Origin of the sequence: uncultured Shimia sp. (assembly GCF_947493595.1) — a bacterium.
Classification (GTDB): domain Bacteria; phylum Pseudomonadota; class Alphaproteobacteria; order Rhodobacterales; family Rhodobacteraceae; genus Shimia.
Window position 1 is genome coordinate 1,111,006 of sequence record NZ_CANLRL010000001.1, and the last position, 20,983, is coordinate 1,131,988.

Annotated in this window: 19 protein-coding genes; 8 read left to right on the top strand and 11 right to left on the bottom strand. The window is 54.8% G+C overall.

All coding sequences use genetic code 11. From position 1 onward, the window contains the following. Positions 1 to 38: 38 nt before the first annotated feature. Positions 39 to 1,148 (bottom strand): PQQ-dependent sugar dehydrogenase, encoded by a 1,110-nt coding sequence (locus Q0955_RS05525; RefSeq protein ID WP_299420934.1) that lies wholly within the window; start codon positions 1,146 to 1,148, stop codon positions 39 to 41. 159 nt (positions 1,149 to 1,307) lie between these two features. Here Q0955_RS05525 and Q0955_RS05530 point away from each other — a divergent pair, with 159 nt between their 5' ends. From Q0955_RS05530 to Q0955_RS05550, 5 genes are all read left to right on the top strand, one after another. Then, positions 1,308 to 2,495, top strand: coding sequence for an ABC transporter substrate-binding protein (locus Q0955_RS05530; RefSeq protein ID WP_299420936.1), 1,188 nt, complete (start codon positions 1,308 to 1,310; stop codon positions 2,493 to 2,495). A gap of 94 nt (positions 2,496 to 2,589) precedes the next feature. Next, positions 2,590 to 3,372: an ABC transporter ATP-binding protein gene (locus tag Q0955_RS05535; RefSeq protein ID WP_299420939.1), complete on the top strand. Its 783-nt coding sequence runs from the start codon at positions 2,590 to 2,592 to the stop codon at positions 3,370 to 3,372. 97 nt (positions 3,373 to 3,469) lie between these two features. After that, a complete protein-coding gene (locus Q0955_RS05540; protein ID WP_299420942.1) occupies positions 3,470 to 4,297 on the top strand; it encodes an ABC transporter ATP-binding protein in 828 nt (275 codons plus the stop codon). Positions 4,298 to 4,302: 5 nt separating this feature from the next. Further along, positions 4,303 to 5,313 (top strand): branched-chain amino acid ABC transporter permease, encoded by a 1,011-nt coding sequence (locus tag Q0955_RS05545; protein ID WP_299420943.1) that lies wholly within the window; start codon positions 4,303 to 4,305, stop codon positions 5,311 to 5,313. Next, positions 5,310 to 6,614, top strand: a complete 1,305-nt coding sequence (locus Q0955_RS05550) for a branched-chain amino acid ABC transporter permease (RefSeq protein WP_299420945.1) — start codon at positions 5,310 to 5,312, stop codon at positions 6,612 to 6,614. Before Q0955_RS05545 ends, Q0955_RS05550 begins: the two co-directional genes overlap by 4 nt. 69 nt (positions 6,615 to 6,683) lie before the next feature. Here Q0955_RS05550 and Q0955_RS05555 read toward each other — a convergent pair whose 3' ends face one another. Then, positions 6,684 to 8,231, bottom strand: coding sequence for a helicase HerA-like domain-containing protein (locus Q0955_RS05555; RefSeq protein WP_299420947.1), 1,548 nt, complete (start codon positions 8,229 to 8,231; stop codon positions 6,684 to 6,686). A gap of 68 nt (positions 8,232 to 8,299) precedes the next feature. Beyond that, a complete protein-coding gene (locus Q0955_RS05560; protein ID WP_299420950.1) occupies positions 8,300 to 8,659 on the bottom strand; it encodes a hypothetical protein in 360 nt (119 codons plus the stop codon). 54 nt (positions 8,660 to 8,713) lie between these two features. Here Q0955_RS05560 and Q0955_RS05565 point away from each other — a divergent pair, with 54 nt between their 5' ends. Continuing rightward, entirely contained in the window at positions 8,714 to 9,319 is a 606-nt protein-coding gene (locus Q0955_RS05565; RefSeq protein ID WP_299420953.1) for an invasion associated locus B family protein, read from the top strand. A gap of 73 nt (positions 9,320 to 9,392) precedes the next feature. Here Q0955_RS05565 and Q0955_RS05570 read toward each other — a convergent pair whose 3' ends face one another. From Q0955_RS05570 to Q0955_RS05585, 4 genes are read right to left on the bottom strand one after another with little or no spacing between them, the layout of a single operon-like run. After that, positions 9,393 to 10,601: a beta-ketoacyl-[acyl-carrier-protein] synthase family protein gene (locus Q0955_RS05570; RefSeq protein WP_299420955.1), complete on the bottom strand. Its 1,209-nt coding sequence runs from the start codon at positions 10,599 to 10,601 to the stop codon at positions 9,393 to 9,395. Between the two features lie 32 nt (positions 10,602 to 10,633). Continuing rightward, complete coding sequence (locus Q0955_RS05575; RefSeq protein ID WP_299420958.1) at positions 10,634 to 10,897, bottom strand: acyl carrier protein; 264 nt, start codon at positions 10,895 to 10,897, stop codon at positions 10,634 to 10,636. Between the two features lie 45 nt (positions 10,898 to 10,942). Continuing rightward, positions 10,943 to 12,034 carry a UDP-3-O-(3-hydroxymyristoyl)glucosamine N-acyltransferase gene (gene lpxD / locus Q0955_RS05580; protein WP_299420960.1) on the bottom strand — a complete coding sequence of 364 codons (1,092 nt, stop codon included), beginning with the start codon at positions 12,032 to 12,034 and terminating at the stop codon, positions 10,943 to 10,945. Between the two features lie 32 nt (positions 12,035 to 12,066). After that, complete coding sequence (locus Q0955_RS05585) at positions 12,067 to 13,608, bottom strand: L,D-transpeptidase family protein (protein ID WP_366140650.1); 1,542 nt, start codon at positions 13,606 to 13,608, stop codon at positions 12,067 to 12,069. A 420-nt stretch (positions 13,609 to 14,028) separates the two neighbouring features. Here Q0955_RS05585 and Q0955_RS05590 point away from each other — a divergent pair, with 420 nt between their 5' ends. Beyond that, entirely contained in the window at positions 14,029 to 14,574 is a 546-nt protein-coding gene (locus Q0955_RS05590) for a DUF882 domain-containing protein (protein WP_299421068.1), read from the top strand. Between the two features lie 94 nt (positions 14,575 to 14,668). Here Q0955_RS05590 and Q0955_RS05595 read toward each other — a convergent pair whose 3' ends face one another. Then, positions 14,669 to 15,610, bottom strand: a complete 942-nt coding sequence (locus tag Q0955_RS05595) for an ABC transporter ATP-binding protein (protein WP_299420965.1) — start codon at positions 15,608 to 15,610, stop codon at positions 14,669 to 14,671. A gap of 71 nt (positions 15,611 to 15,681) precedes the next feature. Then, the gene (locus tag Q0955_RS05600) at positions 15,682 to 16,065 is read right to left on the bottom strand and encodes a hypothetical protein (RefSeq protein WP_299420968.1); all 384 of its coding nucleotides are present in this window, start codon (positions 16,063 to 16,065) and stop codon (positions 15,682 to 15,684) included. A 216-nt stretch (positions 16,066 to 16,281) separates the two neighbouring features. Here Q0955_RS05600 and Q0955_RS05605 point away from each other — a divergent pair, with 216 nt between their 5' ends. Then, positions 16,282 to 18,624 carry an ankyrin repeat domain-containing protein gene (locus Q0955_RS05605; protein WP_299420969.1) on the top strand — a complete coding sequence of 781 codons (2,343 nt, stop codon included), beginning with the start codon at positions 16,282 to 16,284 and terminating at the stop codon, positions 18,622 to 18,624. Between the two features lie 51 nt (positions 18,625 to 18,675). Here the strand turns inward: Q0955_RS05605 and Q0955_RS05610 are convergent, their stop codons facing one another. Both Q0955_RS05610 and Q0955_RS05615 read right to left on the bottom strand, forming a co-directional pair. Beyond that, positions 18,676 to 19,992 carry a TRAP transporter large permease gene (locus Q0955_RS05610; protein WP_299420971.1) on the bottom strand — a complete coding sequence of 439 codons (1,317 nt, stop codon included), beginning with the start codon at positions 19,990 to 19,992 and terminating at the stop codon, positions 18,676 to 18,678. Further along, positions 19,989 to 20,879 carry a TRAP transporter small permease gene (locus Q0955_RS05615; protein WP_366140651.1) on the bottom strand — a complete coding sequence of 297 codons (891 nt, stop codon included), beginning with the start codon at positions 20,877 to 20,879 and terminating at the stop codon, positions 19,989 to 19,991. The genes Q0955_RS05610 and Q0955_RS05615 overlap by 4 nt, the downstream gene beginning before the upstream one ends. Positions 20,880 to 20,983 lie beyond the last annotated feature (104 nt).

Sequence of the window (20,983 nt, forward strand, 5' to 3'; positions counted from 1 at the left end):
AATCCACAGGAAATTGAAACGATTTGCGTCGTTTCAACCTACCTAGCCGGTGTCATTCGGTAAAGCGTTCCTTTGTCTTCAGATAGAAACCAAATACCACCGCCAGGCCCCTCGCGAATATCTCGAACTCGTTTTGTACTTGGGCCTTTGAGCTGCTCGACTTCTCTTGGTGCTGCGCCAGAAAGTCGGCTAATGTAGTCAAACTTCAAGCTACCAGTAAAGAAATCGCCTTTCCATTTTGGCCAAAGCTTGCCCGAATAGATCATCAATCCAGAGGGCGCGATTGACGGATCCCAATAATATTCCGGTTGCCGCATGCCTGATTTGGCGGTGCCCTCCCCAATCTTGAACCCTGAATAATGTGTTCCGTAAGATATCACCGGCCAGCCATAGTTTGCTCCCTTTTGGATCAGATTGAGCTCATCCCCGCCCTTTGCCCCATGTTCCACCGCCCAAAGTTTCCCAGTCAGATCCAGTGCCAAACCTTGAGGATTGCGGTGCCCGTAGCTCCAAATTTCCTTTTGCGTACCGTCAGTTGCATAAAATGGATTGCTGGCAGGAATCGCCCCATCTGGCGAAAATCGGACAACCGATCCCTCATGTCTTTCAAGGGACTGCGCCGCAGGACGGTCCCCGCGCTCGCCAATCGTGACATAGAGCATTCCGTCACTGGCTTGCACAATCCGGCTGCCGAAATGTCGTCCTCCCGAACTCCCAACAGCCATCTCAAAAATTTTCCTTTGGTCAGAAAGACGCTTGCCGTCCTCTGATAGCCGCGCGCGCATCACAGCCGTACCCGCACCGCCTTTTTGCTTGATGACATAAGACAGAAATACGGTTCGTGATCTCTCAAAGTCATTGGCCACGATCACGTCAAGTAAGCCGCCCTGACCCTGAACGTGAATCGGTGGGAGGCCTTTGACCGTGGACCTCATACCGCTAGCGGTAACATGTAAAAGCTTACCGCGTTTTTCTGTGATCAATATTTCGCCACGGGGTAGAAAGGCAAAGGCCCAAGGCTCCTTTAAGCGTTCAACAACCGCAGAAATGTGAAACTTGCCTTGGGATGTTTCAAGCTCCGAAGACACAGCAACCGTCGCGAAAGATACAAGTAAAAACAAAGAAATAGATCGAATTCCGCAGCGCATAATGTCCCTTCCAATTATTGAGAATAATCCTGTTCTCATATTCACACATTCGATGTGAATGAGATGATCAAAAATCAGTCATCGACCTCTTTTCTTTTGAAATCTCCCCGCATAGGCTCAGCCTCGGAACAACAAAAAAACCAATAGGGAGTTTCCAAAATGAAAAAGCTGCTCTTGGCATCCGCCGCTGGCGCATTGCTGGCTGGCGCCGCATCCGCAGAAGAAATCAAGCTGGGTGTGATCCTCGGCTTTACCGGTCCAATTGAATCTTTGACACCATCCATGGCTGACGGTGCAGAACTGGCGATGAAAGAAGTCTCCGACAGCGGCAAACTGCTTGGCGGCTCCACGGTTGCTTCGGTCCGCGCGGACTCCACATGTGTTGACGCCGCAGCTGCATCCGCAGCAGCAGAGCGTTTGATCACGTCGGAAGGCGTGAAAGGCATCATGGGCGCTGACTGCTCCGGTGTGACCGGCGCCATCCTGAACAACGTCGCCGTTGCAAACGGTGTTGTTATGGTGTCCCCATCCGCGACCTCTCCTGGCCTGAGCCACACCAACAACGAAGACAACGGCCTGTTCTTCCGCACCGCACCGTCTGACGCCCGCCAGGGTGTTGTGATGACCGAAGTGCTGATGGAAGAAGGCATCAAAGAAGTTGCAGTGACCTACACCAACAACGACTACGGCAAAGGTCTGGCAGACAGCTTCCAAGCGGCGTTTGAAGCGGCCGGAGGCTCTGTTACCATCAACGCAGCACACGAAGATGGCAAAGCGGACTATTCTGCTGAAGTTGGCGCGCTGGCGTCTGCTGGTGGCGATCGTCTAGTTGTAGCAGGATACGTTGATCAAGGCGGATCCGGCATCGTGCGCGCGGCAATCGACTCTGGTGCGTTTGACACTTTCCACTTCCCAGATGGCATGATCTCCGACAAGTTGCAGGAGAACTTCGGTGACGAAATCGAAGGTTCCACTGGCCAGCACCCAGGCACCGATAGCCCTGGTGCTGCGAAATTTAGCGAATTGGTCGGTGGAGCGTTTGACGCAACTTCCCCATTCACACCGGAAAGCTATGATGCGGCTGCTCTAATCTTGCTGGCGATGCAAGCAGCTGGATCCAGCGATCCCGCGGCCTACAAAGAGAAAATCATGGACGTGGCCAACGCACCCGGTGAGCAAATCTTCCCTGGCGAGTTGGGCAAAGCGCTTGATATCCTCGCTGGTGGTGGTGAAATCGACTACGTTGGTGCGACAGCAGTTGAGCTGATCGGTTCGGGTGAGTCGGCAGGCAACTACCGCCAAATCGTTATCGACGGTGGCAAGATCGCCACGGCTAAGTACCGCTAATCACTTGTTGATTTGAGACCCAAAACAGCCCGGCTTGTCCGGGCTGTTTTTCAATATATAAGGCGCGGCACGAACTGCGCATGGGGGAAATGCTATGATCGTCGTAGAAGACGTTCACAAACATTTTGGGGGGTTTCGCGCCGTCGATGGGGCGAACCTGAAAATCGAACCGGGGTCAATCACCGGACTTATCGGACCAAATGGGGCCGGAAAAACCACTCTTTTCAATGTGATCGCCGGAGTTTTACAACCAACCTCCGGACGGGTGACCATGGATGGTGAAGACATCACTGGCCTGCCGCCACATGAGCTCTTTCACAAGGGCCTGTTGCGAACGTTTCAGATCGCACATGAGTTCAGCTCGATGAGCTGTCGTGAGAACCTGATGATGGTGCCTGGCGCACAGTCCGGTGAGACGCTTTGGAACACGTGGTTTGGTCGCAAACGGATTGCTGATGAGGAACGTGCACTGCGGGCGAAAGCAGACGAAGTGCTTGAATTCCTTACGGTTGAACACCTTGCGGATCACAAGGCTGGTCAAATTTCCGGTGGTCAGAAAAAGCTTCTGGAACTGGGGCGCACCATGATGGTGGATGCCAAAATCGTGTTCCTTGATGAAGTTGGCGCTGGCGTAAACCGCACTCTGCTCAACACCATTGGTGATGCGATTATCCGTCTGAACAAAGAGCGAAATTACACGTTTGTGGTGATCGAGCATGACATGGATTTCATTGGGCGCCTGTGTGATCCGGTGATCTGTATGGCCGAAGGCAAAGTGCTCGCAGAAGGCACTTTGGATGAGATCAAAGCCAACGAACAGGTGATCGAGGCCTACCTCGGCACCGGGCTCAAAAACAAGGAACAGCTGAACGCATAAGGGCCAAAACGGCACGTCGGTATTGCGTCTGTATCGCGACTGTATCGCGGAGGTGCAAAAATCGATCCCAAAATGCGATTTCAGCGGGGAGTGAATGATGACGGGAAACCCGTATCAGGACGATCGCGGCAACAAAGACGCCACGATAGCCAACCCCAAAGGCGGAAGCGAAATGACGCCCGCCGTGGGGACCGGCAAAGAAATGAACACAACAGACGCCTTTCTGGTCGGCGACAGCATGACCGGTGGCTACGGCAAAGATGGGCCGGACATTTTGCATGACTGTACCATTGCGGTGAATCCGGGTGAGATTGCCGTGATTGTTGGCCCAAACGGGGCTGGCAAATCGACAGGCATGAAAGCGGTGTTTGGTATGTTGAACCTGCGCCAAGGCTCGGTGCGGCTGGATGGCGAGGACATCACAAGCCTCTCGCCGCAAGCTCGAGTTGCCAAGGGCATGGGGTTTGTGCCGCAGGTGAACAACATTTTCACCTCGATGACGGTGGAAGAAAACCTCGAGATGGGCGCGTTCATCCGCAAAGATGACTTTCTCGACACCATGGAGCAGGTCTATGGCCTCTTTCCAATCCTGAAAGACAAACGCAACCAACCTGCGGGCGAACTGTCTGGCGGTCAGCGTCAACAGGTGGCCGTGGGCCGCGCGTTGATGACGCAGCCAAAGGTGCTGATGCTCGATGAACCAACTGCAGGTGTGTCGCCCATCGTGATGGACGAGCTGTTTGACCGGATCATCGAAGTGAGCCGCACGGGCATCCCGATCCTGATGGTCGAGCAAAACGCCCGTCAGGCTTTGGAGATCGCCGACAAAGGCTATGTGCTGGTGCAAGGCCGCAACGCCTTTACCGGCACTGGCAAAGACCTGCTCGCGGATGAAGAAGTCCGCAAATCGTTCTTGGGGGGCTGAGGCACATGGACTTTCTCAACGCCCTTGTGGCGCTTTCTAACTTCGTCATCATCCCCGCGATTGCCTATGGCAGCCAGCTTGCGCTTGGCGCTCTGGGGGTTACCCTGATCTACGGCATCCTGCGGTTTAGCAACTTTGCCCATGGCGACACCATGGCGTTTGGCGCGATGCTTGCCGTGTTAATCACATGGCTGTTGCAGTCGATGGGCGTCAGCTTTGGCCCGTTGCCAACAGCACTGCTTGCCCTGCCCTTTGCGATATTGGGCACGATGGCATTGGTCTTGTTCACGGATCGGGTGGTCTATCGCTTCTACCGCGAACAAAAAGCCAAACCGGTGATCCTGGTGATCGTGTCGATGGGCGTGATGTTCATCATGAACGGTCTGGTGCGCTTTATCATTGGACCAAACGATCAACGCTTTGCCGATGGCGAGCGGTTCATCATCTCGGTGCGCGAGTTCAAAGCAATGACCGGCCTTAAAGAAGGTCTGGCAATCAAAACGACACAAGGGATCACCGTTGTGGTGGCTGTGATCTGTGTGGCGTTGCTGTTCTGGTTCCTGAATCGCACCCGCACGGGTAAGTCGATGCGCGCCTATTCGGACAACGAAGATTTGGCGTTGCTGTCGGGCATCAACCCGGAACGGGTGGTGATGTACACATGGCTGATCGTGGCCGCTTTGGCGACCACCGCCGGTGTGCTTTACGGCCTCGATAAATCGTTCAAACCCTTTGTCTACTTCCAACTTCTGCTGCCTATTTTTGCCTCGGCGATTGTTGGCGGTCTTGGCAGCCCGTTGGGTGCCATTGCCGGTGGATTTGTGATCGCGTTTTCCGAGGTCACCATCACCTACGCTTGGAAGAAAGTGCTGAAATACATGCTGCCAGAGAGTCTGGAACCGTCCAGCCTCGTGCAGCTTTTGAGCACAGACTACAAATTTGCCGTCAGCTTTGTGATCCTGATTGTGGTCCTGCTGTTTAAGCCAACCGGCCTGTTTAAGGGGAAATCGGTATGAGCGATACAACAAGAACTGCCGCTCTCTTTGGGTTGGTCTTTGCGATGATTGCACTGACTGGCACTATGCAGAGCTGGAACGTCGCCTTGCTTATTCTAAACATGGGTTTGATCTCCGCCATCATGGCATTGGGGGTGAACCTGCAGTGGGGCTTTGCCGGGCTGTTTAACGTTGGTGTCATGGGCTTTGTGGCCCTTGGTGGTCTGGCTGTCGTGCTGACCTCTGCGGCCCCGGTTGAAGGCGCATGGAGCGCTGGCGGCTGGCGGATCGTGATTGCCTTGCTGGCCGGTGCTGGAACTATTGTTGGCACCGTGATGGTGCGCCAGCGTATGGCTGCCGGTCGTGCCCGCAACATCGCGACCATTGCCATTTTGGTTGTGGGTTTCTTCCTGTATCGCGGCATTTTCGATCCAGGTGTGGCCGCTGTGGAAGCGATCAATCCGGCGCTGCAAGGCAACCTAGGAGGCCTGAATCTGCCTGTTCTTCTGGCTTGGCCCATGGGGGGTTTGCTGGCAGCGGGTGTGGCTTGGTTGATTGGCAAGACCGCGCTTGGTCTGCGCTCCGACTACCTTGCCATTGCGACACTGGGTATTGCCGAGATCATCATCGCGGTGATGAAAAACGAAGACTGGCTGGCCCGTGGGGTGAAGAACGTCGTGGGTCTGGAACGTCCAGTGCCTTACGAAATCGATTTGCAAAACACTTCCAGCTTTGTGAACCGCGCAGAGGGGCTTGGGCTTGACCCGGCGACCGCAAGTTCGCTGTTTGTGAAGCTCAACTACTCAGTCCTGTTTGCCATTGTCTTGGTGATCATCTTTGTCATGGCGCAATTGGCTCTGAAGAGCCCGTGGGGCCGGATGATGCGTGCCATTCGCGACAATGAAGTTGCAGCAGAAGCCATGGGCAAAGATGTGACCAACCGTCACTTGCAAATCTTTGTGCTTGGGTCTGCGGTCTGCGGCATTGCGGGTGCGATGATGACCACCTTGGACGGGCAGTTGACGCCAGGAACCTACCAACCCCTGCGCTACACCTTCCTGATCTGGGTGATGGTCATTGTGGGAGGCTCCGGAAACAACCTTGGCGCTGTTCTAGGTGGTTTCCTGATCTGGTTCCTTTGGGTCCAGGTGGAGCCAATGGGACTCTGGCTGATGGAAGTCATCACCGCAGGCATGCCAGAAGGAAGCGGGTTGAAGAAACACCTTATCGACAGCGCCGCGCATATGCGACTGTTGACCATGGGGGTGATCTTGCTCCTGGTGCTGAGGTTCAGCCCACGCGGATTGATCCCGGAGAAGTAAAAAGAAAGGCGCCCCAGTGGGGCGCCTTTTGCCTTCGGCGAGGATATTTTGGGGCGCTGAATAGTCGGATCACCGCCCCTTGAACAGTCCCCCCAACACGCCACGTACGATACGTCGGCCGGTTGTGCCCGATAGTTCTTTCATCACCATTTTGGTCATTGCCTCACCAAAGGTGTCATCGGCACGCACCCTGAGTGTTCTGGCCGAGGACCTGCGCACGCGGGAGCCGGAATAGCGGCGTGCAGCGGTGAATTCACGCTCCATAGGCGCCATGTCTTCTTCGCGTGCTTCCAGCTTTTCCGCCTCTTGCGCCGCGGCCTTTGCGCGATTGGTGAGAATTTCGTAGGCAGATCGGCGGTCCACTGGCGTGGTGTATTTGTTCGCCAAAGCTGAGGCGGCCAAGACCGCTTTTCGCGCGGTTGGAGACAGCGGTCCAAGTTGCGAGGATGGAGGGCGAATCAAGGTACGCTCGACAACACCCGGCACGCCCTTTTTCATCAGCATTGACGTGACGGCCTCCCCGACTCCAACTTCACGAATGGCCTCCTCGGTGACAAAACGCGGATTGGGACGGTAAGTCTCTGCCGCCAGACGCAGGGCCTTTTTGTCCCGTGCCGTAAAGGCGCGCAAGGCATGCTGCACGCGATTACCAAGCTGGCCGAGGATGTCTTCGGGGATGTCATCCGGATTTTGTGTGACGAAGTAGACGCCCACCCCTTTGGAGCGGATCAGGCGGGCGACCTGTTCAACCTTGTCGACCAGCGCCTTGGGCGCGCCGTCAAACAACAGATGCGCCTCATCGAAGAAAAACACCAATTTTGGTTTGTCTGGATCTCCAACTTCCGGCAGGCTCTCGAACAACTCTGAGAGGAGCCACAACAGGAACGTCGCATAGAGCCGCGGCGCGCCCATAAGCTTGTCCGCCGCCAGGATGTTGATCTGGCCGCGACCATCTGGTGCGGTGCGCATCAGATCCTCAAGTTCCAGCGCCGGCTCACCAAAGAGTTTGGACGCGCCTTGGTTTTCCAGTACCAGCAGGCGGCGTTGGATCGCACCAATAGAGTTCACAGAGATGTTGCCGTATCGCAGAGCCAACTCGGCGCGGTTCTCACCAACCCAAACCAACAACGCCTGCAGGTCTTTGAGATCCAGCAAAGGCATGCCTTGTTCGTCCGCCAGGCGGAAAGTGATGTTGAGGATGCCTTCCTGTGCCTCGCTAAGCTCCAGGAGGCGCGCCAGCAACAGAGGCCCCATCTCTGCAACGGTCGTGCGTACGGGGTGGCCTTGATCGCCATACAGATCCCAAAAGGTGACGGGAAAAGCCGCATAGCCAAAATCGTCAAACCCAATCTTATCTGCACGCGACATAAAGGCATCGTGAAGTTTGAAATCCGCCGAGCCCGCAGCCGCCAGTCCCGAAAGGTCTCCTTTCACGTCAGACAAAAACACCGGAACTCCAGCAGCGGAAAAACCCTCTGCGAGAATCTGCAGCGTGACAGTTTTGCCGGTGCCGGTTGCACCGGCGATCAAGCCGTGTCGGTTGGCATATTTGAGCGTCAAACCCTGCTTTTCCGCATAATCCGCACCACCGCCACCAAGAAAAATCTTACCATCCATCAGTCGCTTACCCTTCAGATCCCTTATTTATAACGCTCAAAATCGCACGCCACATATATTGTTAACCTTTATATGGCAGTTTCGTAACTGTTCTGGAACAGCCCAATCGGGTTTGGAACGGAACTCCTCCCTGTTGAGACTGGCCGCACATTATGTGCGGCCTTTTTTTTGAGCAAAATCAGCGCGGAAACTTCGATTTTTCCGGTTGACCAAAGGTCCAATTCTTCGTAGCGTTTCGGCAATAAATAAGTCGGCCAGTCCGACGGGGAGTGAAAAATTTGAAAAAGGGCCTTTGTGGGCCCTTTTTCTTTGTCAGCAATACCCCGTGATTTTCGGCCTAAATTTGTACCATGGCCACTTTTGCATAAATCAAAATCAGCAAGTTTTTGCTGGAATGCACCGGCTTTTAGGAAAGCCAATCCTGACAAGTCTGCTAGGCCATGCTAAGCGATCGTTACCAAATCCAAAGGACTGAGACAGACATGCGGAACTTCACTTTCTTTGCGACAGCCATTTCGTTGACCATGATGGCCAGCCCTACTTTGGCGCAAGGTGTCCCCTCTCTCGCGGACGGCTCATTGGCCATGGGCGAAGCGGTAAGTGAAGCAGCGCAGCCGCAGTCCCCGGCGCAACTGGAAGAAAACGTATCCTCCGAAATCATCGGGGACTGGGATCTTCAGTGCGCGACCACAGGACCGGAGCCGCGCCCTTGCCGGCTATATCAACTTATGCGCGATGACACAGGTAACCCCGTTTCAGAGGTTACGCTTTTCTCACTGCCGGTTGCGGAGGGCGAAGCCGTGGCGGGCGCGACTGTGATTGTCCCACTGGAAACCCTTTTGACCGCCCAGCTAACCATGTCCGTGGATGGCAAAACCACGCGCCGCTACCCGTTTGCATTTTGCAATCAGCTTGGATGTATCGCGCGCATTGGCTTGAGCGCCGAGGACATCACCAATTTTAAGAACGGCAACAAGGCGGTTCTCAGCATTGTCCCCGCGCTGGCGCCCACACAATCCGTGAATGTGAATATGTCGCTTACTGGCTTCACCAAGGCTTTTGACAAAGCCGTTAACAACGGTCAGTGAAGCAACCATTCCGTGAAAATCTGACTGCCGCCGTCTTTGTAGTCGGCGGCTTCTTCATTGCGGAACTGACGTGCTAAACGCTGCGCAATGCCAAAACGGCATTCAAACCCCCAAAGGCAAAGGCATTGGACAGCACGACATCAACTGAGGCCTCACGCGCTTCATTGGGCACCACGTCCAAAGCGCATTCCGGATCCGGCTCCTCATAGCCAATGGTCGGCGCAATCACCCCGTCGCGCAAAGCCATGATGCAGGCCAGCAATTCCACGGCGCCAGTACCGCCAATCAAATGCCCGTGCATCGATTTGGTTGAAGACATCATCAAGGTGTCCGCATGTGGTCCAAAAACATCCGCCACAGCGCTGCATTCGGTTTTGTCATTAGCAGCAGTCCCAGTGCCATGCGCATTGATGTAACCCACCTCTTCGCGATTGACCCCTGCGTCCTGAAGCGCGCCGGCGATGGCACGAGATGCCCCCTGGCGCGATGGCATCACGATATCTGCGGCATCTGAGGTCATGGCAAACCCAATGACCTCAGCCAGTATCTCAGCACCGCGAGCTTTGGCGTGGTCCATCTCTTCGAAGACAAACACACCTGCGCCCTCGCCCTGCACCATCCCGTTACGGGTCGCGGAAAACGGACGACATGCGTCCTTTGACATGACCCGCAGGCCTTCCCAAGCCTTCACACCGCCAAAGCATAACATGGATTCAGTTCCGCCTGTGATCATCACTGGTGCCATGCCCGAGCGCACCATCTGAAACGCTTGCGCCATGGCGTGATTTGAACTGGCACAGGCCGACGCCACGGTGAAGCTTGGCCCTTTGAGATTGAATTCCATGCTGATGTGACTGGCGGCTGCATTGTTCATCAGCTTGGGCACCACAAAAGGATGCACACGGTTTTTCCCGTCCTCATAAACAGTGCGGTAATTTTCATCCAACGTCTGCATGCCGCCACCGGAGTTGCCCAAAACAACACCGGATTTTGCAGACAGGGCACCGGAAAATTTGAGACCGGATTGAGCCAGAGCCTCACGGGCGGCGATCAGCGCAAATTGGGTGAACCGATCATAAAGCGCCAATTGCTGGCGATTGAATATGGTGTCGGAGGCAAAATCTCTGACCTGCGCGCCAATCTGGACTGCTAGCCGATCCACATCGCGCATTTCAAGGGGACCGATGCCACAGTGGCCTTCTTTCATAGCGGCAAGCGTTTGCGGCACATCGTGCCCCAAGGCATTGATAGTTCCTGCGCCTGTGATGACGACCCGTTTCATTGACCCTGCCCTACTGACTTGCTGAGTATGTGCTACGCGGCTGGTGTGCCATCCACCAGCGTTTCAATTCCGGCAATGATGGTGGCCACGGAAGAGATATCAAAATCACTCTTTTCAGGCTCATTGGCATTAAAGGGAATTGTAATGTCGAACTCTTCCTCAATGGCAAAAATGCTTTCCACCAAGCCGAGGCTGTCAATTCCCAAATCTTCCAACGTGTTCTCCAGGGTCACATCGGAAGGTTCCAGCACCGCTTGTTCTGCGACGATTGCAATAACCCGGTCTTTGACACTCATAGTCTCATCCTTTGATAGACAACGCGCTCGATTTAGGGAGGCGTTTTACGTCTTTGAACCCAGTTTTGAAACGGTTTTTTGAAGATCCGCAAATTGCTTGGCCAAACGTGGCAAACGACGCAAGGCTTTATACATTTCCAGATTTGTGTCCATCTTGACGGCGGGGGAGCCTAGCACAACCTGACCAGCGGGCACTTTGTTCATCATCTTGGTGGCACCACCTGCGATCACGTTGTCGCCAATGGTGGTGTTGTCCGTGACGCCACACTGACCGCCAAACACAACATTGTGGCCGATCACGGTAGAGCCTGCGATGCCGACCTGCCCTGCAAACAGGCAATCGTTTCCGACCACCACGTTGTGGGCAATGTGCACGAGGTTGTCGATTTTGCAGCCGTTGCCAATCCGCGTGTCACGTACCGTGCCGTAGTCGATACAGGTGTTGGCGCCAATTTCCACATCGTCACCAATCGTGACCGCGCCCAAAGAATGGATGCGGGCCCAGGCCTGTTCGTTGACGTCGCCTTGATCCCCAAGTGAGGCGCGGGCTTTTTCTACACCACTTGCTTCCGGCGTGACAAAGGACATGCCATCAGCTCCGATACGCGCACCAGGTTGGCACCAGAACCGATCGCCAATGGTCACACGCGCACCAATAGACACGTGATCGCGCAGACATCCGTTTTCGCCAATGCTGCTATCCGCGCCAATGTGGCAAAACGGGCCAACCACCGTGCCCGCGCCAATCGTGGCACGAGGCCCGATCACGGCGTAAGGCGCGATGGTTACATCTGCCGCAACCGTGGCAGTTTCATCGATCAATGCGGATGGATGAATGCCTTTCGGGAAGTGTTGTCCCGGGTCCATCATGCGCGACAGGCCAGACATGGCATAGCGGCCGCGCTTAGCGGTGATCGCCGCCTCCAACCCCATGCTTTGCCAATCGGCACCATCCCAAAGCAACGCGACACGCGCTTGGCCTTTGGCGAGGCCGTCTGCAAACTTGGGATTGGTCAGAAGCGCAAGGTCGTCAGGGCCAGCTGATGCTGGCTCTGAAACACGTTCTACAATCAAATCGGTGTTGCCGTGCGCCTCCGCGTCAATTGCCGCAGCAATGTCCTGAACAGTGAACGCCATGCACGAACCTCCGAAGTGATATTGGAGGCGTTTTATCCCTGATGGGACGTCAACACCACCCCTTCGTTGGCCAGTGCATTCCAGATTTTGGCGTCGCGCCCATAGACATCCCGACGATACTGCACTGGACCTTTGGCTTCGGTATAGGCCGTGCGATAGATGATATGCACCGGAATTGGCTGATCTAGATCCACACGGGTTTCGCGGCCTGTGTCCAGAGTATTGTGGAAGAAACTTTTGGGGGCACTCTCCTGTGGTTCCAGAAGTGTGTAAGCAAAATCAAACGGCTGCTGTAGGCGAATACAGCCGTGGCTGTAGGCGCGTACTTCACGGGTGAACAAAGCCTTTTGTGGCGTGTCATGCAGGTAGATGTTGTGTTTGTTCGGGAACATAAACTTCACCAGCCCCAACGCATTGCGGTTGCCTGGTGCCTGCTTCATATCAAACGGGAAGTTGCGGGTGGTGAATTGGGAAAAATCCACAGATCCCCGGTTCACGGTCTGACCACGGCTGTTCACCAGACGCAGATAGCTCACCGCATTTGGGTTCCGCTTTAGCATCGGCAGGTATTCTTTGGTCGCGATCGAACGCGGCACATTCCAGGTTGGGTTGATCACCATATGGGTCATGGTGTCAGAGAACTCTGGGCTGCGGCGGTCTGACTGATTTTTGCCAATCACAGACCGAGTGCGGAAGGTCAGTTTGCCGTCGTCAATCACTTTGGCGGTGAAATCGGTCAAATTGACAAGGATCTCACGTCCTACGATTTCACGAGTCAGCCAACGCTCACGCTCCATGGCCACCATGATCGACTTCAGACGCTCTTCTGCGGACACGTTGATTTCGCTGATGGTGCCTTTGCCGGCAACGCCGTCACTCTCCAAACCGTGCGCAATTTGAAACGCCTGCACGGCTTTTTCCAAGTCACGGTCATATTGCGCGGTCGCGGAGCGCGGCATAAAGCCCATGCGCATCAAACGATCGCGCAGTGCAACCACAGCATTTCCCGTATGCCCCGGTTCGAGTTTGGCAACCGGCACAGTTGCGCCCCAGCCGCCATTGGAGATCAGTCGCTGCAAGCGCAGCTTCTCTTTCATCAGGCGGGTGTATTCCTGTGTCTGTGGTGCCAGTGACCGAAGGAAAGCCTTGGGGTCTTCGGCAGAGGCAAAGCTGTGCATCAGCTCGGTGCGGTCACGGCGCTGAATTTCGCGCACGATGCCGTTGTCTACGCGGGACGGCACCAGCATGCCGGAATTGATGTCACGGGCATATTTCAAATAGGCTTTGGTCAGGGCCACCTCAACCATACCAAGGTCGCGCACGCTGCGCGCGCCAGCCATCTGCGCAACCAGTTGATCCGGGTTGTACCGCTCTGCGGGAAGTGCATGACCCTCTACTCGACCGAGGGCAGCAATCAGGGCTTTTCGGCGCGCAACGAAGGAATCACCCTCCCCTGTCCACACCGGTTCATAGGCTGATTCCCGATAAAACGCAGCCACATCCGCATCTCGCGCCGCAGCTTCTGCAACAGCCTGCTTAAAAGCCGGAAAAGCTTGCGCGGCGCCTGAAAGCACTAAAACCGCAAAAATCGAGGCGAAAAAAGAACCGAGAATTCCGCGCGTTAGCATCCTGTGAACCATGTTACATTCCCAAAGTAAAAAGCCGTCCTGTAAGGTGGCTGAGTATAGTCTCACCTGTCCAATCACAAGTTCGCAAACTGAATAAACCTTTATTCAACTGTTGCCGTGTTACCCAGATGATGTCGGGACCAGATGGAACACACTTCTCCATCAATTAAGCAAAGTTTCGCCGAAATATGGCGCCAGGCTTGGTCAAGGCAGAAAAGAACTCTTGGTTGAATATTCCCTATGTGGCATAAAATCCGCACATCTGAGGGGATGAAGATGAACATACGCCCGCGTAACATCGCGGTGGCAGGTAAGCGACGGGACAGGCGCTGAAACATGAATGAACCAAAAGACTGCTCTTTGAGCATGACACGGCGCGGCCTATTGGGCGCGTTTGCAGCAACCGCACTTGTGGCGGCCCCAACCTACTCCAAGGCCGCAGGCTTTCTGCGCGGTGGAGGCGACATTCGCCGATTGAAGATGTACTCCGGTCGGACCGGTGAACGCATCGACACCATCTATTGGGTCGAGGGCAAATACATCAAAGACGCGGTGAAAGAAATCAACGCATTTATGCGGGACTGGCGCACCAATGATGTGATCAACATCGACATCCGTACAGTTGATATCATGGCAGCGGCGCACAACCTTATGGATGTGAATGAACCCTACATGTTACTTTCTGGTTACCGCAGCCCAAAAACCAACGCGATGCTGCGCTCCCGCTCTCGCGGTGTGGCCAAAAACTCTCTGCATATGAAGGGTCAGGCTGCCGACCTGCGACTGGGTTCGCGCTCGGTACACCAGATGGCCAAGGCCGCAGCGGCATGTCGTGCCGGTGGCGTGGGCCGCTACTCCGGGTCCAACTTTGTGCACATGGACTGTGGTCCCGTGCGTCAATGGGGCCGGTAAACATCCCCTTTTCTGGTGGCTGTCCCACCGCCAGTTCAGAATTATCAAAGGCGCCGTATTCGGCGCCTTTTGTTTTGTGATAGTGATTATTGGCCTAAGATTTCTGAGCGGATTTGGCGCTTAGGCCTTCGCCCACAATTAGATCAAATTTGACCCGTACAGAACTGAGTTCTTTATAAAAATTCAAAAGAAGCCGCCAAGGCCCATTGATTTTTTCCAAGGCCGAAATAGATGCGACAACCGTTCCGATGTCCGAACGGCCTTCCATCATCAGAAAGCCACCAATCACCAAAATACCAACAAGTCCAATGCCGCTGAGAATATTCATCAGGAACTTCATCGAGAGCTTCAGTCGAAAAATGCCGCGTCGGGTTTCAAAAATTTTGTCAAAATCATCAAGCACCGCCTGTTGCGCTGCTTTCATTTCAGCCAAGTTCTCTTCGGACAATGTTCCGGCAGCGTGGCGCAGCACAATTGTGCGTTCCTTTACGCGTTTGTTCACCCGCTCCTGCAAAAGGAGCACAATTAAAGCCTGAGGCACCACCACAGCCACCAGAAAACCGCCAAGGTAGGGTTGAGTTGCGGCAACAAAAGACACAACGGACACCAAAGTGCCTAACTGCACGACCGGGTTGGCCAAAGCTTGTCCCACAAAGCGTCCGACTTCTTCCGATTCCGCGGAAATGATCGTCGCAATTGTGCCGGTTGATTGTTTTTGGATCGCCAGGTCGTGTGACGTATCGTGGCGCGCTTCGTAAACCGCAGCACGTATTCGCCGGATTGTGGCTTCCCCTAAAAGGTTGCTGCGATAGTTCAGAATAAATTTGAAGATGTTGGTGACCACAATCACCGCCAAATAACCACCACACATCCAGAGTAACGTCTGCACTTCAAGGTCCGGCCCAAGGCTGTTGATGATGTCTTTCTGGAACTGAAGCGGCACCGCCGCCAAAGCGGCCACAACAAGCGACAGGGCCACCAAAAGGATTTGCACCTTCCCGGTGGCCCGCAAAATACGAGCGTAGAAGCGGATCATGATCTCATCTCAAAGCCAGCCTGCGGACAGGCAAAATCAGCGCAAACTCAACCACCTAACCGCAAAGAAGTCTAGGCTTCGTAGCGCCAACCACCGCGCCGCTCGGCCAACTCGCGCTCGCCTGGCAAAAGAGTGCCTAGTTTGACCTGACCGGCCCTTGATGCGGCCTCGGATGCCACGGACGCTGTTTCTGTTGCGGCGGGCGGCACCGCCGCCTCAGCAGGGTCGGGCGTTTCTGCAACTGGTGTCACCTGATGCGCGGTTGCACTGCGCACCGGCTCGGTAACCTCAGAGACAGTTGTTCGACCAAATTGAACCACGACAAAAAATGCCGCTGCAGCGAGCACCGCCGACAGAAACACGTTCCAGCCAAATCCCAATATCGTGATCAGCAGAACCGCAAAAGCAGCCAACAGAGCAACCGTCGAACTTTTCTTCTTTGTGTCTTGAGCCATATGTGTTCCTCCCCGAACTGGCAAAACTATAGATCTCCCCTGCCATACCACCTAGGAAAACATAGGCTTTGCCAATTGGCCTTTGGTCGCAATCTCACCTGAAACCGCGATCTCCCTGCCGCGATTACCCGCATTTTATACATCGAAGAGTCAATTTTCAGAGTCTCTCAACTTCTTCTCGCTACTCGATATGGACCAACCAGTGGGAGCTGAAAATTGGATCAACTAGTAAAAGCCGCCTCCGCAGAAGATCTCTTTGCGTTGATAGATGCGGCACCAACCGACGTTCAGGCCGGCCCGATTGCGGGGCTGATGAAAGACGGCGATATCTCCGACCTTATGCTGTCTGTGGTCGCCGGTGATTTTGACGCGGTACGTGAAAATGCCAAAGTGGGCAGCGGCGTAAACTTTCAAGGCGCCTTTGGCACCAGCCCGTTGCTGTTTGCTGCCACTCTACAAGAGCCAAAGATCTTCCGTTTTTTACTCGACAACGGCGCGCGCATTGATCTGAATCTTTCCGCAGACGCCTCTGCCGTCACCTGGGCGGCGCGCTATGGATCAATTGACACCATGGCTTGCGTCATTGAGGCAGCCCTAAAACGCGAAGACCGTTCCCACGCGATTTTCTTTCAGGCACTGGAAGGTGCCGTTCAAGCCCATACCCCGGACGCAAAACTCGACCGACTGGTGGGCTTTGGCTTCAACTTTATCTTACAAAGCCCGCAAAAATGGGGCCCGATGCACGTGGCAGCGCGATTGGGTTCTGTCGATGTCATCAAGAAGCTAACACGTTTCGGTCTGGATGTATCCGACCCAGGCGACAGCGGCCGTACTCCGCTGCATGTCGCTGTGGAGGCCTCGAACTATGAGACCTTGAAAGCGCTAATTTCGCAAGGTGCGGACTTGAATGCACAAGACAACCGCGGCGAAACTCCAATTTTCTATGCGTCAAGCAACGATGGAGGGCGCATGTTCGACACGTTGGTCGAACTGGGGGCCGATCCGGCTGCGCGCCGCAAGGATGGCGGTACAATTTTGCACAAGGCTGCAGCAGCAGGAGATGTCCGCCTATTTGAACGATTGATTGGCAACGGCATTGGCCTTGAGGATCAGGATTCCAAGGGCAACACCGCCTTGCATGCTGCTTCGGCTGCAAGTCAGCTGGTCGCGATGCGCAAGTTGCACACCCTTGGAGCGGACCTGGAAGCGTTGAACGCCCGGGGCGAGACACCAATCTTCCTGACCATCAACGCGGACAATCCGGCCGCATTCCGGGCATTGGAAACACTGGGAGCCGATCTGACCAAACACCGCAAATACGGAGCCAGCTTGCTGCACGACGCCGCGCGGTGGGGGCGCATGGAAGTGTTGCAAACACTGCTGGAACGCGATGTCAACGTGGACAGCAAGAACGAATTTGATGAAACACCGCTGCATTTCGCTGCCAAGTTCGGCCATGTGGAGGCCATCCAAAAACTGCATGAGTTTGGTGCCAATCTTGAAGCCGAAAACAAACAAGGCGAAACACCAATCAACAGTTCGATGGAAGCCTTGGGCCGTGTGTCCTTTGCCACCCTGTCGCAGCTTGGCGCCAACACCAAGACCCTCAACCGCTTTGGCGAAGGCTTGATCCACTCCTCCGCACGCTGTTCCGACTTCGGGATTTTTGAAAAGGTAATTGAGGAAGGCGTCGACGTTAACGCTACATCCGAGATTGGTGAAGGCGCATTCCACTACGCGGCACGATCTCCGCTGGCACAGAAGAAATTCGAAGTTCTGACGCTGCTTGGGGCCGAAATTGAGGCCGAAGATGACCGTGGTCGAACTGCGATGCACTCTGCGGCAGAAGCCAAAAACATGCCCGGTATCACCGCGCTGTATGACATGGGGTTGAGCCCAGTTGCGCAAGATAAGCAAGGCGTTACACCGCTGCACCTCGCTGCCGGTTCAAGCCGGTCTGAAGGTACAAAAGCAATCAAGGCCTTGGTTGGCATGGGCGCTGATCCCAACGCTGTTGACAGCCATGGGCGCACGCCACTGCATGCGGCAGCGGAGTCTGGCCATGCCAGCAATATTCGCGCGCTGATCAAATTGGGGGCCAAAATTGATGTGGTTGACCCGAACAAAAACACACCGCTGCACCTTGCGATCATTGCGGAGAAAAAAGACACCGCAGATGAGCTGTGTAAGCAAGGCGCCAATATGGACGCGCGTAATGTCGACGAACGCAATCCGCTACATTTGGCCGGCCAAGCACAGACCCGCCGCATGGCACTGATCAATCTTCTGATTGATCGAGGCGCGGATATCAATTGGCGCACAGGTCTGGGCGAAACCGTCGCGCATATGATTGCCGAAGACGACGATCTGAAGCCGGTGGTTCTGATCCGCCATATGGAAGAGCTGGCCGATCTGGGCGTCGACTTCTACTTCCGCAACCGCAAAGGCCTCGGCGCGCTGCAAATTGCGCAGGAGCACATCGAGAGCTTTGGTGAAGAGTGGGAACGTAAGAAGATTGCCGAAATCCGCAAAAAACGCGGACGCGTCAGTAAGAAATAACCTGACCAGAGTTAGAGAGGGCGGCCATTTCGGCCGCCCTTTTCTTGTCCGCTACCCCGGAAGCAGGAACAAAGTGATGGCCGGGAAGGCCACCAGCAAGATGACCCGGACTATGTCAGACCCCACAAACCAGATCACCGCGCGATAGGTCTCTACCATCGGGGTGCTGCGATCCATGGCGTTGATGATGAAGAGGTTCATACCCACCGGCGGCGTGATCAACCCAACCTCCACCACAATCAGCACAAGAATACCAAACCAGATCGCCACATGCTCTGCACTCATGCCAAAGTCTAATCCGAGGATCACAGGAAAGAAGATTGGCACGGTCAAAAGGATCATGCTGAGGCTATCCATCAGACACCCGAACACAAGGTAGAAAGCCAGGATCAGGCACAGCACCATCCAAGGTCCAAGGCCGAGGCCAATCACCCAGTTGGACAGCTCCTGTGGCACCTGGCTGAGCGCGAGAAAGCCATTGTAGATGCCAGCACCTAGTACGATGAAAAAGATCATCGCGGTGCTTGTGGCCGTGGATATGATGCAATCCTTCAAGATCGACCATGTGAGGTTGCCTTTGACCAACGCGATCAAACCGGTGCCCGCAGCACCAACAGCTGCGCCTTCGGTTGGGGTGAACCAGCCAAAATAGATACCGCCCACCACAGCGCCAAACACCAATAGGACCGGCCAAACGTCAAGCAACGCGCGATACCTTTCGGACAGAGGCACAGCTGGGCGTGTGCCTGCGGAGTCCGGGTAAAGGCGCACATAGATCGAGATGGTCAGCATGTACCCAAGCGCGGCGAGAATACCGGGGATAAACGCTGCCAGAAACAGCTTGGCAATGTTCTGCTCGGTTAAGATGGCGTAGATCACCAAGATTACAGACGGCGGAATCAGAATGCCCAAGGTGCCGCCGGCCGCCAAAGTGGCCGTCGAGAATCCGCCGGAATATCCGTACCGGCGCATCTCTGGCAGAGCCACGCGGCTCATTGTGGCTGCGGTGGCGAGCGAAGAGCCGCAAATCGCACCAAAACCGGCACATGCCCCCACAGACGCCATGGCCACGCCGCCCTTTTTGTGGCCAAGCCAGCTCTCTGCGGCCTTAAACAGCGCTTTAGACATGCCCGACTGGGTTGCAAACTGCCCCATCAGCAGGAACATCGGAATGATGGTCAGCGAATAGCTTGAGAACGTTGTGTAGGTTTCCGACTTTAGTTTTGCCAGGAACATGTTGGGGTTGCCGGTCACCATATAGAGACCGCCCAATCCGCAAAGCATCATCGCAAGCCCAATAGGCGCACGCAGGAAAATCATTACCAGCAGAACAGGAAACGACAGGTAGCCAAGTTCCAAGTTTGTCATTGTGTGCTCCCCCCAATTGCATGGGTGGAACCGCGCCCCGTGAGTGCGCTGGATACGCGCATTATTGCACAGTACACAGCCACAACCGAAGCCACTATGGCCGCGGCGAAACTTGCGGCATAGGCCCACCACACCGGGAACTGCAACAAAAAGGTGGTTTCCCCATAGGCGTATTTGCTTTGCAACCCTGCAAACAAGCGCCAGGTGATCAACACAATCACCGCCGCCAAAACACATTCCCAAAATGCGATCAGGTAGCGGTTGATACGTTGTGGCAGAAAATTTGTGAAGACATCGACTGTGGCATGCGCGCCGTGTAGCTGACAAATGGGCAAAAACGCAAAGATGGCAAAAGCCACCCCTGCTTCAAGTAACTCAAAGTCGCCGTTCACAGAGCCTACACCGGATTGCTGCAACCAAGTAGCAAAGCCCTGCACCGTTGTTTCCAGAAACGGCGCATGCGCCAAGGTACTGATTGTTCGCCCTAAAATGCTAACACATGTCAATACGATAAGCGCGGTGAGTACCAAACCGCCAAGAATCGCTGTGCTCTGCGCAATGGCCCTGATTGCCCTGTGCATATTGCCTCTCCCCCTGCCCTTTAAGACGCCCATATCAAGGTATCTTCCCAGTTGGTTCATAGTGCTAGGGGGCCTGTGCGCCGTTTGCCAGCAATTTTGCGCGTTGATCACAAAAAATGTGACAGAAGACCTGGAGAACAGCCGCGTCGGTAACGTTTTCTGAGGTAGAATTTCATTGCGGATATGTGGTGCCCAAGGAGGGAACCTGTTTCTTATTGCAACTTGTTGCAAGTTGTACTTCTGACCTTTTTCTGTTGCGGATTGCGACAGGCTTGCTCCGTAAACTGCAGCAGACCGTTGCAACATGATGCAACGTAAGTGTGGGGTAGAATGTGTCTGACGTCAGCGCTAATGGGTCCAAATAGGGCGATTTGATAAGGGAGTGTTTCTGGCTCATCGTAACCACTGAG